Below are 13,993 nucleotides of genomic sequence, written 5' to 3' on the forward strand. Positions count from 1 at the left end.
GCAACAGAACCGCTAGAATAGAGATTGGTTCCTGAAAAAGAGGTGAACAATGAATAAATTATGGATACTGCCTTGTGCTGCGTTACTCGGTGCCTGTGCCACACAACCACCACAAACCAATACACCGTTACAGGCGCAACAAGGGCTTAATAGTCAGCAAAACTACCAAAGTTACCAGCAAGCGTCAATGACTGCGCCTAGTAATGGGGTAGGTCAGGTTTATGGTAAACCCCATCAATTACGTAACGCTGCGGTCGGTGCAGCTTTTGGTGCAGCCATTGGCCAGGCTTGGGGCCAAGATACTGAAGGGACGGTGACCGGTGCAGCCATTGGTGGCCTGATTGGTAGTCAAATGAATACGCTCTATTAATCGTTTGAGCGTAACCAACAACCCGATCCAATGATCGGGTTTTTTATGCTTAAAATTCTTGGGCGTTTAACCAGCTGGCGATATCTTGGATTTGCGGCATACAGACTTCATGACCCATTGGGTAGTCATACCAGCGTGGTGTATAACCCAGTTGAGAAAGACGCTGATAAGCTGCTTCCCCTAAACCGTAGGGGACAATCGGATCATTTGTACCATGCATCAACGCAATCGGTCGGGCCGGTTGTTCTGCAACAGGGGCGTGTTCGGGGTTGAGCAAATAACACGACATGGCGAGTATGCCAGCGCATGGTAGTTCTAAACCACAATGCAGTGCCATCGCGCCACCTTGTGAAAATCCAGCAAAAAGGATGCGTTCGGCAAGAACCCCTCGCGCGATTTCAGCGTCATAAATAGCTGTGATTGCTGCGCGACTACCTGCTATACCCTGAGTGTCGTGACCACGAAGCGACACATCGCTGATGTCATACCAGCCACGCATCGCCATACCGCCGTTAATCGTAATCGGTCGCACTGGTGCGTGAGGGAAAATGATTTGTGTGTTGGCGCGTAAATTAAGCAACGGGGCAATCGGGAGAAAATCATTTCCATCAGCGCCCAAACCGTGTAACCAGATGATGGTTTGTGTTGCAGGCTCTTTTGCTGGATGGATGATTTGTTCAAGCTGTGTCATAATTTCTTCCTTACTCTGTGGCATCAATGAAGAATAGTGTAAATGAAAAAAAGATTAATCATAGTGGCGTGTAGTGTGTTTATCCTGTGGGGCTGTGGGCAAAAAGGTCCGCTGTATCTACCAAAAGATGCGCCGCAGGAGTCAGCTGATCATGGATAACGCCGGTGTTTGGGCGCAGTTTTCGCAACAAGAAGAGACCAGCTATTTTGATGGTGTCGCGCTTTTACCTTTAGCTGAGCGCTATGGAACGCCGCTTTATGTCTATAGTGCCGCGCATATTTTAGCGCAATATCACGCCTATCATGAGCACGGTCGTGAGGCCTCGGTTGCGCTACATTATGCGGTTAAAGCCAACAGTAACTTATCGATTTTACAACTTTTAGCGCGTGCTGGGGCCGGGTTTGATATTGTCTCTGGTGGTGAGTTGGCGCGTGTTTTAGAAGCCGGTGGCGATCCTAAACAGATTGTGTTTTCAGGGGTGGCGAAAAGCGATGCGGAATTGCGTGCAGCGTTGCGAGCAGGGATTGGCTGCTTTAATGCTGAATCACGTTTTGAACTAGAGCGGATTGCAGCGATTAGTGAAGAAGAAGGGGTTGTTGCGCCAATTGCCATTCGGGTGAATCCTGATGTCGATCCGCAAACCCATCCCTATATCTCTACTGGCTTAAAAGAAAATAAATTCGGCGTGTCAATGGATGATGCCTTAGCGCTCTATCAATATGCGGCAGGCCATCCGGCGCTGCGTGTGTTGGGGATGAGTGGGCATATTGGCTCACAAATCACGACCTTACAACCGTTTCTTGATGCGCTCGATAATATGCTCGATTTAGCAGCAACTTTAGAAGAAGCTGGTATTACGCTGACCCATATCGATATGGGTGGTGGACTGGGTATTGTCACGCCTGAGCAAACACAAATCCCGCAGCCCAGCGATTTGAGTGCAGCGTTACTCGATCGCCTATCGGCAACCCCTTATGCGCTGCATCTTGAACCAGGCCGTTCTTTAGTCGGTAATGCTGGGTATTTATTAAGCAGTGTGGTCGGCGTTAAAGATCAATCGGGGCACCATTTTATTATGCTCGATGCTGGGATGAACGATTATATCCGTCCTGCGCTCTATCAGGTGCGTCCGGCGTTTCGTAATCTCAGCCACAACCAAGGGGTGGAAAGACGCAGCGAGATGGTAGGGCCAGTGTGTGAGACTGGCGATACTTTTGCCCGAGCCTATCCGATGAGTGCGCAAGCCGGCGATGTGCTGGCTATGGCTGGCGTTGGCGCGTATGGTATGGCGATGAGTGGTGATTATAATTCACGCCCTAAGGCTGCGGAAGTACTGATTGAAGATGGTGCGGCACGGCTGATTCGTCGCCGCCAGGATGTGGCTGAATTGTGGGCACAAGAGATTGATTATTTATCATGAGTGGACAAACGCTGTACGACAAAATATGGGCTGCCCATAGCGTCCGCGAAGACGCCGGGCAAACCTTGCTTTATATCGATCGGCATCTAGTACATGAAGTAACTTCCGCACAAGCTTTTGCCGGCTTGAGCTTAGCCGGCCGTAAGCCTTGGCGAACCCAATCGATGCAGGCGGTGCCTGATCATAATGTGCCGACGTTACATCCTGAACAAGGCATTAGCGATCCAGTTTCACGGCTACAAGTTGAAACCTTGCAACAGAATTGTCGTGATTTTGGTGTGCGTTTGTTTGATTTAGGTGACCCTAGACAAGGGATTGTCCATGTGATTGGGCCCGAACAAGGCTTAACCTTACCGGGGATGACTTTAGTCTGTGGTGATTCTCATACCGCAACCCATGGTGCGTTTGCAGCGCTCGCTTTTGGCATTGGGACATCGGAAGTGGAACACGTGATGGCGACACAAACCTTGCCACAGAAAAAAACCAAAGCGATGCGTATCACGATCGATGGGCAACTTGATAAAGGGGTTTATGCCAAGGATATGATGCTGGCGGTGATTGGTCATATTGGCACAGCAGGTGGTACGGGTTATACCTTGGAATTTGCCGGCGAAGCGATCCGAGCGTTGTCGATGGAAGGCCGCATGACGATGTGTAATATGGCGATTGAAGCAGGTGCACGCGCGGGATTGATTGCTGTTGATGAGAAAACGATTGCGTATTTGCGCGGTCGCCCGAATGTTGCGCAAGGGGACCTATGGGATCAAGCCGAGACGTATTGGCGCAGCTTGGTCAGCGATGAAGATGCGGTTTTCGATGCTGAAGTGTGGCTGGATGCGGGAGCTATCGCGCCGCAAGTTAGCTGGGGTACGTCGCCGGAAATGGTGTGTGCGGTAACCGATTCTATCCCTCAAGATGCGGCTCAAGATACGAATCACAAGCGGGCGCTGGACTATATGGCGCTAGAGGCAGGAACAGCGGTTACTGAGATTAGCCTCGATGCGATTTTTATTGGCTCGTGCACCAATGCGCGGATTGAAGATCTGCGTGTGGCAGCCAATATTTTAAACGGCAAAAAGATTGATCCAGCGCTTGAATTAGCGATTGTGGTACCGGGTTCAGGATTAGTCAAACGGCAGGCAGAGGAAGAGGGGCTAGATCAGATATTTATCGATGCGGGTTTTGAATGGCGCTCGCCAGGATGCTCGATGTGTCTTGCGATGAATGCCGATAAATTATCGCCTGGCATGCGCTGCGCTTCAACGTCAAACCGTAATTTTGAAGGACGACAGGGACAAGGTGGACGAACACATTTAGTCAGCCCAGCGATGGCCGCGGCGGCGGCTGTTGCCGGGCATTTTGTCGATGTGCGTGAGGTGCTTTCATGAACCCTTTTGTCAAAGAAACCGGCGTATTAATGCCTTTGATGCGCGATAACATCGACACTGATGCCATTTTACCCAAGCAATATTTGAAGCTCATTAGCCGTACGGGTTTTGGGGTGTATTTATTCGATGATTGGCGTTATTTATCTAACCGTGAACCTAATCCCGATTTTGTGCTGAATGAACCGCGCTTTGCTAACGCAAGTTTTTTACTCAGCGGGGCAAATTTTGGCTGCGGTTCATCACGTGAACACGCCGTGTGGGCACTGGCTGATTATGGTTTTCGTGCGGTGATTGCGCCTTCTTTTGCCGATATCTTTTATAATAATTGCTTTAAAAACGGCGTGTTACCGGTTAGTTTGTCTAAAGAGGCTATTGCACGTTTGGCGCAACTGTGCGCAGAAAACGACACGCTATCTATCGAGGTGGATTTAGAGGTGAAAGCAGTCCGCGTGGGCGATGCGGTTTGGCCGTTTGAACTCGATGAATTTCGCCGACAGGCGCTGCTGCAAGGCCTTGATGAGATTGGACAAACGTTGACTCATGCTGATGAGATTGCGGCATTTGAAACGCGTCATCGCCAGGCCTTCCCATGGATTTTTGATGAAAGAGGATCGTTATGAAAAAACTTGTGTTGTTGGCCGGTGATGGTATTGGCCCAGAAATTATGGCGCAAGCAGAAAAGGTGTTAAGTCAGCTGCAAGCGGATGGGTTAGCGGTGACAACACAACAGGCCAACCTCGGCGGATGTGCGGTAGACGCCGAAGGGGCGCCTTATCCTGAATCAACCCAGCAGGCGGTACAAAATGCTGATGCTGTGTTGTTAGGTTCAGTGGGTGGTCCAAAATGGGATACGTTGCCACGACACTTGCGCCCGGAAAGTGGTTTACTGGCAATTCGAAAAGATCTAGGGCTGTATGCTAATTTGCGCCCGGTGCGGGTCTTTCCCGAGCTCGCTGATCGCTCGAGTTTGAAACAATCGATTGTTGAAGACTTGGACTTACTGATTGTTCGTGAACTCACTGGCGGGATTTATTTTGGTCAACCACGCGGACTTCGTGAGGTTGATGGTCTGCGCGAAGGTTTTAATACCCTGCATTATAACGAGGAAGAAGTACGCCGAATTGCACATGTTGCTTTTCGCGCAGCCCAAGGGCGTGACAAACGCGTCTGTTCGGTGGATAAAATGAATGTGCTTGAAGCCTCGCAATTATGGCGTGATGTGGTTGAAGAAGTCGCAGCTGAGTATCCTGAGGTGAGTGTGTCGCATATGTTGGTCGATAATGCAGCGATGCAGCTGGTGCGTGAGCCAAAGCAATTTGATGTGATCCTGACCAGTAACTTGTTTGGTGATATTCTCTCTGATCAAGCCTCTATGCTCACTGGCTCTATTGGTTTACTTCCTTCGGCATCAATCCGTGCCGATGGTGTGGGACTGTATGAACCGATTCATGGTTCGGCACCAGATATTGCGGGTCTTGATCGCGCTAACCCGATTGCGATGATCCTATCGCTTGCCTTATTACTGCGTCATTCACTAGGCGAAGAAGCGTATGCTAAAAAAGTTGAACAGGCGGTGGCACAGCTATTAAGTGAGGGTTGGCGTAGTGCGGATTTATCCGGCAAAGATGAGCCTTTTAAAACCACTAATGAGATTGGTGACGCCATCGTTGGTTTGTTGGCTTAATAAGGTTTCGATATTAACGTTAAATTTTACTTTAAGCAGATTATTGCGCTGTTATAATGGAAGGATTGTAAGGTTAGGCATCAGGACAAGGAATAAGAATGAGATTAATTCATAAAATGCGTGCAGCGATCTTGCTAGCATCAGGGATGAGTCTAAGTCAATTGGCTAGCGCATTTAGCTTAGGCCCGATTGAAGTCCATTCGAGTATTGGGCAGCCTTTAAATGCCCAAATCACGATTTCCGGTCTGGATAAGGCCCAAGCTAAGCAAATCAGTATTGCATTAGCTGATGCTTCCGCTTATCAATCGCGAGGGATGAAGAAATTACCCGGTCATGAGCAGATGGCATTCTCCTTGGTGCCACAGGGATCGGCTTATGCGATACGTGTCACTACAACCAGCAATGTGCGCGAACCCTTTATTAACTTTTTACTGACTGTTGATAGCCAGGGTGACAGCGTGACGCGTGAATACGCGGTGTTTTTAAACCCAGATTTGGGCGCCGCAGCAGGACTTGGCCCTAAATCAGCTCCAACGGTTGCACCTGCACCTGTCAAGGAGCCTCAAGCCAGCGTGGATACGAGCAAGCCAAGCGAGAACAAACCTGCCGAAGCGCCGGTTAAAAAGGTACCACCAGCTGAGCCAGAAAAACCAGCCCCTGTGGTTGCAAAAAAAGCAGAACCAGCGCCACCTGCGGAAAAACCGAAGGAAAAACATCGTTTATGGGTGAGTACTTCAGCGGATGCGCAGATTATTGGTTGGCAGGGCAATGAAGCACCACAACCTGAACCTGCTAAACCTGCCTATACCGGGAATACTTATGGACCGGTTAAACCAGGTGAAACGTTGTATTCGATTGCTAATACGGTCATGCCTGCCGGTTATAGCAATAATTCTGCGATGCGACAAATCTATAACGCTAATAAATCGGCATTTTCATCCAATTCGTTAAGCAGCTTGATGTCGGGTTATGTGCTCAATATTCCGAATTTTACTGGCGCTTCAACGGTAACTGTCACACCTGAACCAGCAAATCCTGCTGCACCACAGCCAACTGCTAAACAACCACCACAGTTTGCTGAGCGCGCAGCTGATAGCCAACAAAATGATCAATCTGCTAACCCGGCAGATACTTCCGCTAAAGTGGATGCTGAAGAAGCGAAGGCAGTTGTCAAGTCAGGTGCTGCGCAGAATCCAGAATTAGCCGATAAAGCAGAAGCGATGGTTGCTTCAGTTGCTGAGGCGATCGAAAATAATCAAGAAGCGGTAGATACACCAGAAACTCAGGTTGTTGAAGAAGGTGTCGGCGAGGCTGAATCGAGTGAACCACCAGTGGAATCTGAGCCGTTACCATCGGACAGCGAAAGCGAAGAAGTCACTGAATCGGTGGATGAATCACCAGAAGTGACAGAGGAAATCTCAGAACAGATTGAGGCTGAACAATCCCCACATGCTGATGAGCAAGAAATGGGTGATGAAGCAGTTGAGACACCGCCGCTTGAGAGTTCTGAGGAAAGTAACAGCACTAACGATGATTTACAAAGTCAAGAATCTCAAGTTGGTGAAACTACGTCCGAGCCTGATGATAAAGCCTCTGCTGAGGTTGCCACTGCTGTTGCACCACAAGAGCCAGCGGCGGTTACTAATGAGCAACCGAGGCCAACCACAGAGACAAATGAGCCATCATTCTTGAACCAGGTGTTTGTTTTATTACCGAACTGGCAGTGGTTAGCGATTCTCGGCGCCTTATTATTAGGGTTGATTGCCTGGTTATTTAAAGGACGAATGAATAAGCAACAAGCTGGTGATGAAGAAACCTTTGATCTGGAATCTGATGAAATGAAAGCGCTCATTGCGCAAATCAAAAGTTTTGAGGAAGGTGATGACTCAATAGTTGTGGCGGATAATTCATCACAATACCCTGATAATTCAAATGATTATCCTGATGAATTTGATGGTTCCTTTGGTATTTCCGATGCTGAACTCGCAGCGCTCGATCAACAATATGAAGAAGACATTGACCATATCGAGGACACCAAACCGAAATTAGCGAATAAAGATGACGATCATCACGCTGAAGATTTAGCAGACCCAGCGCCAGAACTTGAATCTGAACCGCAAGAAACTAAACCCTTGCTTAAGGAATTTAGTGATAAGGGTTGGTTAGATGGTTTCAATGAGGAAAAACCGTCTGGACCACAACCTTTTGAAGATGCGCCTTCAACGTCCTCGAAACCTGAAGATGTTGATGACTTCTTAATGGGTTGGTCAACGACTGAAGAACCTGTAGATTCTGCGACCTCTGAACCAGAGCAAGCGACGGACAAGCCTGCTGAAGAGGGAGAAGATAATTGGTTCATGGAATTTGATGAGCCCCAGAAAACGCCATCTGAGGAAGCTGAGCTTAAGCCTGAGCCTGAGCAAGCCAAATCAACCGCACCTGAACTGGTGGCTGATCATATTATCGAGGAAATGGAAATCAACCTTGATCTCGCCAGCTCGTTTATCATTACCGGTAACGCCGAAAAAGCGAAAAAATGGTTGGATGATGTATTGATTTATGGCACAGAAGAGCAAAAATCACGTGCGCATGAATTATTGAACGAAATCAAATCAGGTTGATGCGTTACGCTGCAGCGGTTGAATACGATGGGACACGCTATTCAGGCTGGCAACGTCAGCCTTCGTTTGCGCACACCATTCAAGAGCATATTGAGCATGCTTTAAGTCAGGTTGCTAATCAAGCGATTATCACGACCTGTAGTGGCCGCACTGATGCCGGGGTGCATGCTTTAGCGCAAGTGATTCATTTCGACACAGATGCTGCGCGTAGTGATTTTTCATGGTTGGCGGGCACCAATCGTTATTTACCTGATGATATACGCCTGCGTTGGTTAATCCCGGTCGATGAGTCCTTCCATGCGCGTTATAGCGCCATAAAGCGTTATTATCGCTACCTTATTTGTCGACGGTCTCAACCCTCAGCTTTATGGCGAGCCCGCTGTCACTGGCATCGTTATCCTTTAGCACCTGAGGATATGCACGCTGCGGCACAAGCGTTAATTGGTGAGCACGATTTTAGTGCTTTTCGCGCTGCTGAATGCCAGGCAAAAACGCCAATGCGCTTTATCGAGTCGATCACGGTAGGTGGTGATGACGATTGGCTATGGGTCGATGTGTGTGGAAATGCTTTTTTACACCATATGGTACGCAATATCGTCGGTACACTATTAGCCGTTGGCGACGGCCGACAACCTTGTGAATGGGTCAAAGAAGTACTGGAAAGCCGCGATCGCAAGCAAGCAGGGATTACCGCGCCCGCTGCGGGGCTTTATTTTGTTAAAGCGCACTATGATCAGCACTTTGTGCTACCGACAACAGCAATCCCTGAAGGGGGTTTGTGGTGAGCATGCTGACTTTTCCTATTGTTGAAGGTAAGATGATTGCTTCGATCGATCAAGCCATTCTTCGCGATCAATCGATGAGCCATCAAGCACTGATGGAAGAAGCAGCAAGGGCGTGCAGTGTTTGGATTGATGAAAACGTGTCTAAATACCAGCCAATCGTTGTCTGCTGTGGGCCAGGTAATAATGGTGGTGATGGTCTTGCGATCGCAAGACGATTGATGATGGCTGGTTTTAATGTCAATGTTTATGCCGATCAAGCTGATAAAGGAACCTTGCAACACCAGCAGTTCGTACGCACTCAGGCGTTACTCCCAATCAAGCCACTGGCCGAACTCTCGATAGAACACGATGCTGTGGTGATTGATGCCTTATTTGGCGTTGGTATCCGTGGTGCGCTACGTTCGTCCTATAAAACCTACGTTGAGAAGATTAATGCAGTACCCAATGACGTGATAGCGATTGATACGCCTTCAGGCTTAGGTGATACGCTACTTGAAGAGAGCAGTGGCGTCGTACAAGCAACCCATACGCTGAGTTTATGCACGATTAAGCATAGCCAACTGTTTTCATACCATGATCGCGCAGTGGGTAATCTCCATCTTATCCCACTACCCAGCGCGCGTGACACGTTAAGCACTTATATTGATCAGCCACAATGGCTGACTGAGTCGTGGTTTCAGCGTGCGCGAGTGCGCCGTAACCATTTTGCCCACAAAGGCACACACGGACGTGTTTCGTTATGTGCTGGCAGTGGAGGGATGATTGGTGCAGCGGTGTTAAGCGCTAAAGCTGGTTTGCGTGCAGGGGTTGGTTTATTGCGCGTACATTGTGACATGCCGCTTGCGGCACAAGCGTTACACACAGCCATTCCTGAAGCGATGTACGAGGCTGAGCTGCCTAAAGAGGCGGATATCCTGGCAATTGGTCCTGGCTGGGGAAAAACAAAAGGGCGCGATCAACAATTGGCACAGTTATTGGTGCTACCTGCGCGTGCAAGGGTCATTGACGCGGATGCACTCAATATTTTAGCCCACCATCCTGGCTGGTTAGAAGCACTGCCACCACAAACGGTTCTAACCCCGCATCCGGGTGAATTCGCCCGATTGACGGGAGAAGGGATCCCACAAGATGATGATCGTATCGCACAAGCCAGTGCTTATGCCAAACGTTGGCGATGCACGGTTGTACTTAAAGGGCGTTATAGCGTGATTGCAGCCGCTGACGGGCGGGTGTGGGTTAATAGTAGTGGTAATAGTGGACTGGCCAAAGGCGGTAGTGGGGATGTGTTAACCGGCATTATAGCCGCGTTATTAGCCCAGGGATTAAGCGCAGAACAAGCAGCAGCGGTCGGTGTGTATTGGCATGGTAAGGCTGCTGATCGAGCGATAAAAACCATGCACCCACAATCGCTGTTAGCCAGCGATGTCATTGAACATTTAGGTGTTAGTTTGCAGCGCTAAGCGTACTGTTTATTTCTGAATGGTGTCCGCAGACGCTTCAATTTGCACAATTTGTGCTAACTGACGTGGATCACGAACATTAGCCTCAATAGGGCTGCTTGCGCCGAGATAGCGATTGCCCCAGTAACCATCAGTGTAGGTATCGATGGTGACATGTTTACCAGAAGAAGGGGCGTGGAGCATTTTGCCCTCGCCGACAAAAATCCCGACGTGTTGCACGCGACCGGGGCGTCCGAAAAACAATAAATCGCCCAGTTTGGGTTCGGCAACAGGATCAAAAGCGCGGAATTGATCGGCGCTGATTCTTGGTAGATCAAGGCCTTGGCCTTTAAAGACAAACTGCACCAGACCACTACAGTCAAAACCTTTGCGGGTTGTACCTCCATAGAGATAAGGAACACCTATCAACTTACGCGCCTCTGTGACGAGGTCTTCACGTATGCTCTGCTGTCGGTTTTCTGTCGGGTCTTTGATTAAGCTGTCAAAGCTGATGGCTTCGTTGATTTTGCTATAGCGCAAACTACTCACGCTATCAGCATAAGCCGCGCTAATCATGCAGGTGAGCACGCATAAACCAAGCACTTTATTCATTAAAACTATGACTTACAAGGTGATAATGGCGAACAGTGTAACTGAAAAGTGCGTAAATACCAAGAAAACCTCGCAAAATCATCGCCTAAGTTTAAAGGAAATATTCTGCGAGGTTAATGGGCTATGCGTAATTAGCTAAATAGTGCGGCGATCTCTTCTGGTGATTTATGGCGCACATCATGGCCTTTATCATAGAAAATAATCGCCTCAGCAATATTGATGCTGTGATCACCAACACGTTCCAACGCTTTGGCGGCAAAGAGCACATTCACCGCCTGGCTGATGTAGCGCGGATCTTCCATCATATAGGTGATCAATTGGCGGGTAACGCTGGCGTAATTGGCATCTAATTCACGATCATCGGCAAGCAACTTAATGGCTTCGTTGATGTCGATGCGTGCGATGATATTGATGGTACGGCTTAGAATGCTGTGGGCAAAGCGCGCGGTGGATAAGATTTCTTGCCACAGCTTGCTGTGCGTATCGATTCCGTCTTCGCGTAAAAAACGGCCAATTTTAACCACTTCATCACCAATGCGCTCGAAGTCGGTCGCAATACGGTCTGTGGCGCTTAAAAAACGCAGGTCATTAGCAACCGGCGCGCGAGTTGCCGTCAGACGGACACACTCTTTATTGATATCCTTGTGGAATTGATTCACCTTGATATCAATCTCATCAATAGATTCCAAGGTTTCTATCGATGTTTTGCCGCGTAGAAAATCGTGCACCAGGGTAAATTGACGTTCGGTGAGTTTGCCCATTTCTGCAATCATATTTTGCAGGTTTAAGAGATCTTCATCAAAGCGTTTACTTAAATGTCTGTCCATATTATGCTCCTTAACCGAATCGACCAGTGATGTAATCTTCGGTCAGTTTATGCTGTGGATTGGTGAAAATCTGATCGGTTTTGCCAATCTCGACTAATTTACCGAGGTGGAAGTATGCAGTGCGCTGTGACACGCGCGCCGCTTGCTGCATCGAGTGTGTCACAATTGCAATGCAATAATTCTCGCGTAATTCATCAATCAACTCCTCGATTTTACCGGTGGCAATCGGGTCAAGCGCAGAACAAGGCTCATCCATGAGTATCACTGAAGGCTTCACCGCAATCGCGCGTGCAATACACAAACGTTGCTGCTGACCTCCAGAGAGTCCAGTCCCTGGTTTATCTAATCGGTCTTTAACTTCTTCCCAAATGCCGGCTTTACGCAAAGAGGTTTCAACAATTTCATCCATATCAGCTTTTGCACGCGCCAAACCATGGATGCGTGGCCCATAAGCAATATTTTCAAAAATCGATTTTGGGAATGGGTTGGGTTTTTGAAATACCATACCCACATTACGACGCAGGTTCACCACATCGAGTTTGCGATCGTAAATATTTTGATCATCAATGCAAATCTCGCCAGTCACGCGACAAATATCAATGGTATCGTTCATGCGGTTTAATGCGCGTAAAAAGGTTGATTTACCACATCCTGAAGGGCCGATCATCGCCAGTACTTCATTATTGCCCACATCTAAATGCACATCATGAATGGCTTGTTTATCGCCGTAGAAGACATCCACGCCACGGGTGGTGATTTTTGGGTTATCCACAAATGGGGTACCGATGGTTTCGATACTATCAAGGTCAATATTCTGTGGGGCGTTGTCGGTCATATTGAGTTCCTGTTCACTAAAGTTATTATCGCTATTTACGAGCATAAATCACCATTTTCGTTCGAATTTTTTGCGCAGCAGCACAGCAAGGGCATTCATCACAATCAAAAAGCAAAGAAGAATGATGATGGCAAATGAGGTGCGTGCAACAAAGGCACGATCGGGTAGATCGGACCAGATATAAATCTGTACCGGCATAACGGTTGACGGATCGAGAATACCGTTTGCGGGGTCAACGATAAAGGCGACCATACCAATCATCAGTAGTGGTGCGGTTTCACCAAGTGCTTGTGCCATACCGATAATCGTACCAGTAAGCATCCCTGGAAGGGCTAATGGTAAGACATGGTGAAAGACCACTTGCATCTTTGACGCGCCCAAGCCAAGGGCAGCATCACGAATCGAAGGAGGTACCGATTTTAACGCCGCACGAGAGGAGATAATGATCGTTGGCAAGGTCATTAAGGTTAAGACCAAGCCGCCGACTAAAGGTGTGGAGCGCGGAATACCGAAAAAGCTGATAAATACCGCCAAACCAAGCAAGCCAAAGACAATCGAAGGCACAGCCGCGAGGTTATTGATATTTGCTTCCAAGAACTCGGTAAATTTATTCTTACTGGCGAATTCCTCTAAATACACCGCGGCAAGTACCGCAATCGGGAAAGAGAGCAATAAAGTCACCAGCAGGGTATAAAATGAACCAATTAAAGCGCCTTTAATCCCCGCGTCTTGTGGACTGCGTGAATCACCATTGCTAAACATCGTTTCATTGAAACTTGAGCGTAGCCGGCCTTGCTGATCGAGGGTGTTAACAAAGGCAATCTCAGCATCTTTGACCTCACGATCGCCCTCGGCTTTGTTTTGATCAACATAGCCTTTAAATGCGCTATCGACCGCGCCACTAGATGGTAACCAGACGTTTTGTGTGCTGCCAACAATACCTGGATCTTGTTCAACCTGAGCCATTAAACGGTATTGCGCAGAACTACTGACCAGTGAATTAGTGAGTTGATAGCCATCTTCTTCGCTATCAGGTAAGGCGTTTTTTAACGCCTCACCAATGATCATATTGTAGTTGGCGCCACGAATAGCGCGCAGGCGGCCTTCATCATTACTGGCTGCGCTGAGATCAATGACAGACGGATCAAAGTTGACCTCAAGCTGGATTTCGGTTTGTGTGAATGCCGGAATCGCGTCTCTGACAATCGAATAGACAAAGCTGACTAAGAAAAACAGCGCGATAAGCAATGAGGCAATCCCGTAAATCTTAAACCGATTTTCCGCTGAGTGGCGTTTTTTAAGTAGTGTAGAATCAGACATG

Annotated in this window: 14 protein-coding genes; 9 read left to right on the forward strand and 5 right to left on the reverse strand. The window is 48.3% G+C overall.

Annotated elements, in window-relative coordinates; genetic code table 11:
* Positions 1-49 precede the first annotated feature (49 nt).
* On the forward strand, positions 50-370 hold the full coding sequence (locus L0B52_RS01200; RefSeq protein ID WP_235064716.1) for a glycine zipper 2TM domain-containing protein: 321 nt from the start codon (positions 50-52) through the stop codon (positions 368-370).
* Positions 371-419: 49 nt separating this feature from the next.
* On the opposite strand, the gene L0B52_RS01205 is transcribed toward L0B52_RS01200, so the two are convergent.
* Positions 420-1,061, reverse strand: coding sequence for an alpha/beta hydrolase (locus L0B52_RS01205; RefSeq protein ID WP_235064717.1), 642 nt, complete (start codon positions 1,059-1,061; stop codon positions 420-422).
* 42 nt (positions 1,062-1,103) lie between these two features.
* On the opposite strand from L0B52_RS01205, the gene lptM reads away from it, so the two are divergent.
* The 8 genes from lptM to L0B52_RS01245 all read left to right on the forward strand — a co-directional run bounded on the left by lptM (position 1,104) and on the right by L0B52_RS01245 (position 10,419).
* On the forward strand, positions 1,104-1,220 hold the full coding sequence (gene lptM, locus L0B52_RS01210; RefSeq protein WP_235064718.1) for an LPS translocon maturation chaperone LptM: 117 nt from the start codon (positions 1,104-1,106) through the stop codon (positions 1,218-1,220).
* Entirely contained in the window at positions 1,213-2,481 is a 1,269-nt protein-coding gene (gene lysA / locus L0B52_RS01215) for a diaminopimelate decarboxylase (RefSeq protein WP_235064719.1), read from the forward strand. The genes lptM and lysA overlap by 8 nt, the downstream gene beginning before the upstream one ends.
* Positions 2,478-3,869, forward strand: coding sequence for a 3-isopropylmalate dehydratase large subunit (gene leuC, locus L0B52_RS01220; protein ID WP_235064720.1), 1,392 nt, complete (start codon positions 2,478-2,480; stop codon positions 3,867-3,869). The genes lysA and leuC overlap by 4 nt, the downstream gene beginning before the upstream one ends.
* Positions 3,866-4,489 (forward strand): 3-isopropylmalate dehydratase small subunit, encoded by a 624-nt coding sequence (leuD, locus tag L0B52_RS01225; protein WP_235064721.1) that lies wholly within the window; start codon positions 3,866-3,868, stop codon positions 4,487-4,489. The genes leuC and leuD overlap by 4 nt, the downstream gene beginning before the upstream one ends.
* A complete protein-coding gene (leuB, locus tag L0B52_RS01230) occupies positions 4,486-5,553 on the forward strand; it encodes a 3-isopropylmalate dehydrogenase (RefSeq protein WP_235064722.1) in 1,068 nt (355 codons plus the stop codon). Before leuD ends, leuB begins: the two co-directional genes overlap by 4 nt.
* 98 nt (positions 5,554-5,651) lie before the next feature.
* Complete coding sequence (locus L0B52_RS01235) at positions 5,652-8,174, forward strand: FimV family protein (RefSeq protein ID WP_235064723.1); 2,523 nt, start codon at positions 5,652-5,654, stop codon at positions 8,172-8,174.
* Entirely contained in the window at positions 8,174-8,959 is a 786-nt protein-coding gene (gene truA / locus L0B52_RS01240) for a tRNA pseudouridine(38-40) synthase TruA (RefSeq protein WP_235064724.1), read from the forward strand. The genes L0B52_RS01235 and truA overlap by 1 nt, the downstream gene beginning before the upstream one ends.
* 2 nt (positions 8,960-8,961) lie before the next feature.
* Positions 8,962-10,419, forward strand: a complete 1,458-nt coding sequence (locus L0B52_RS01245) for an NAD(P)H-hydrate dehydratase (RefSeq protein WP_235064725.1) — start codon at positions 8,962-8,964, stop codon at positions 10,417-10,419.
* 9 nt (positions 10,420-10,428) lie between these two features.
* Here the strand turns inward: L0B52_RS01245 and L0B52_RS01250 are convergent, their stop codons facing one another.
* The 4 genes from L0B52_RS01250 to pstA form a co-directional block, all read right to left on the reverse strand.
* Complete coding sequence (locus L0B52_RS01250; protein WP_235064726.1) at positions 10,429-11,010, reverse strand: C40 family peptidase; 582 nt, start codon at positions 11,008-11,010, stop codon at positions 10,429-10,431.
* A 131-nt stretch (positions 11,011-11,141) separates the two neighbouring features.
* Complete coding sequence (gene phoU, locus L0B52_RS01255) at positions 11,142-11,837, reverse strand: phosphate signaling complex protein PhoU (RefSeq protein WP_235064727.1); 696 nt, start codon at positions 11,835-11,837, stop codon at positions 11,142-11,144.
* Positions 11,838-11,847: 10 nt separating this feature from the next.
* Positions 11,848-12,672: a phosphate ABC transporter ATP-binding protein PstB gene (pstB, locus tag L0B52_RS01260; RefSeq protein ID WP_409202302.1), complete on the reverse strand. Its 825-nt coding sequence runs from the start codon at positions 12,670-12,672 to the stop codon at positions 11,848-11,850.
* A 48-nt stretch (positions 12,673-12,720) separates the two neighbouring features.
* On the reverse strand, positions 12,721-13,992 hold the full coding sequence (gene pstA, locus L0B52_RS01265; RefSeq protein WP_235064729.1) for a phosphate ABC transporter permease PstA: 1,272 nt from the start codon (positions 13,990-13,992) through the stop codon (positions 12,721-12,723).
* Between the last annotated feature and the right edge of the window lies 1 nt (position 13,993).

The sequence above is a fragment of the Suttonella sp. R2A3 genome, assembly GCF_021513215.1.
Classification (GTDB): Bacteria; Pseudomonadota; Gammaproteobacteria; order Cardiobacteriales; family Cardiobacteriaceae; genus JAHUUI01.

Excerpts from the sequence above, each read along its gene's own strand:
- L0B52_RS01200 (WP_235064716.1), top strand. The coding sequence starts at position 50 with ATGAATAAATTATGGATACTGCCTTGTGCTGCGTTACTCGGTGCCTGT.
- L0B52_RS01205 (WP_235064717.1), bottom strand. The coding sequence starts at position 1,061 with ATGACACAGCTTGAACAAATCATCCATCCAGCAAAAGAGCCTGCAACA.
- lptM (WP_235064718.1), top strand. The coding sequence starts at position 1,104 with ATGAAAAAAAGATTAATCATAGTGGCGTGTAGTGTGTTTATCCTGTGG.
- lysA (WP_235064719.1), top strand. The coding sequence starts at position 1,213 with ATGGATAACGCCGGTGTTTGGGCGCAGTTTTCGCAACAAGAAGAGACC.
- leuC (WP_235064720.1), top strand. The coding sequence starts at position 2,478 with ATGAGTGGACAAACGCTGTACGACAAAATATGGGCTGCCCATAGCGTC.
- leuD (WP_235064721.1), top strand. The coding sequence starts at position 3,866 with ATGAACCCTTTTGTCAAAGAAACCGGCGTATTAATGCCTTTGATGCGC.
- leuB (WP_235064722.1), top strand. The coding sequence starts at position 4,486 with ATGAAAAAACTTGTGTTGTTGGCCGGTGATGGTATTGGCCCAGAAATT.
- L0B52_RS01235 (WP_235064723.1), top strand. The coding sequence starts at position 5,652 with ATGAGATTAATTCATAAAATGCGTGCAGCGATCTTGCTAGCATCAGGG.
- truA (WP_235064724.1), top strand. The coding sequence starts at position 8,174 with ATGCGTTACGCTGCAGCGGTTGAATACGATGGGACACGCTATTCAGGC.
- L0B52_RS01245 (WP_235064725.1), top strand. The coding sequence starts at position 8,962 with ATGCTGACTTTTCCTATTGTTGAAGGTAAGATGATTGCTTCGATCGAT.
- L0B52_RS01250 (WP_235064726.1), bottom strand. The coding sequence starts at position 11,010 with ATGAATAAAGTGCTTGGTTTATGCGTGCTCACCTGCATGATTAGCGCG.
- phoU (WP_235064727.1), bottom strand. The coding sequence starts at position 11,837 with ATGGACAGACATTTAAGTAAACGCTTTGATGAAGATCTCTTAAACCTG.
- pstB (WP_409202302.1), bottom strand. The coding sequence starts at position 12,672 with ATGACCGACAACGCCCCACAGAATATTGACCTTGATAGTATCGAAACC.
- pstA (WP_235064729.1), bottom strand. The coding sequence starts at position 13,992 with ATGTCTGATTCTACACTACTTAAAAAACGCCACTCAGCGGAAAATCGG.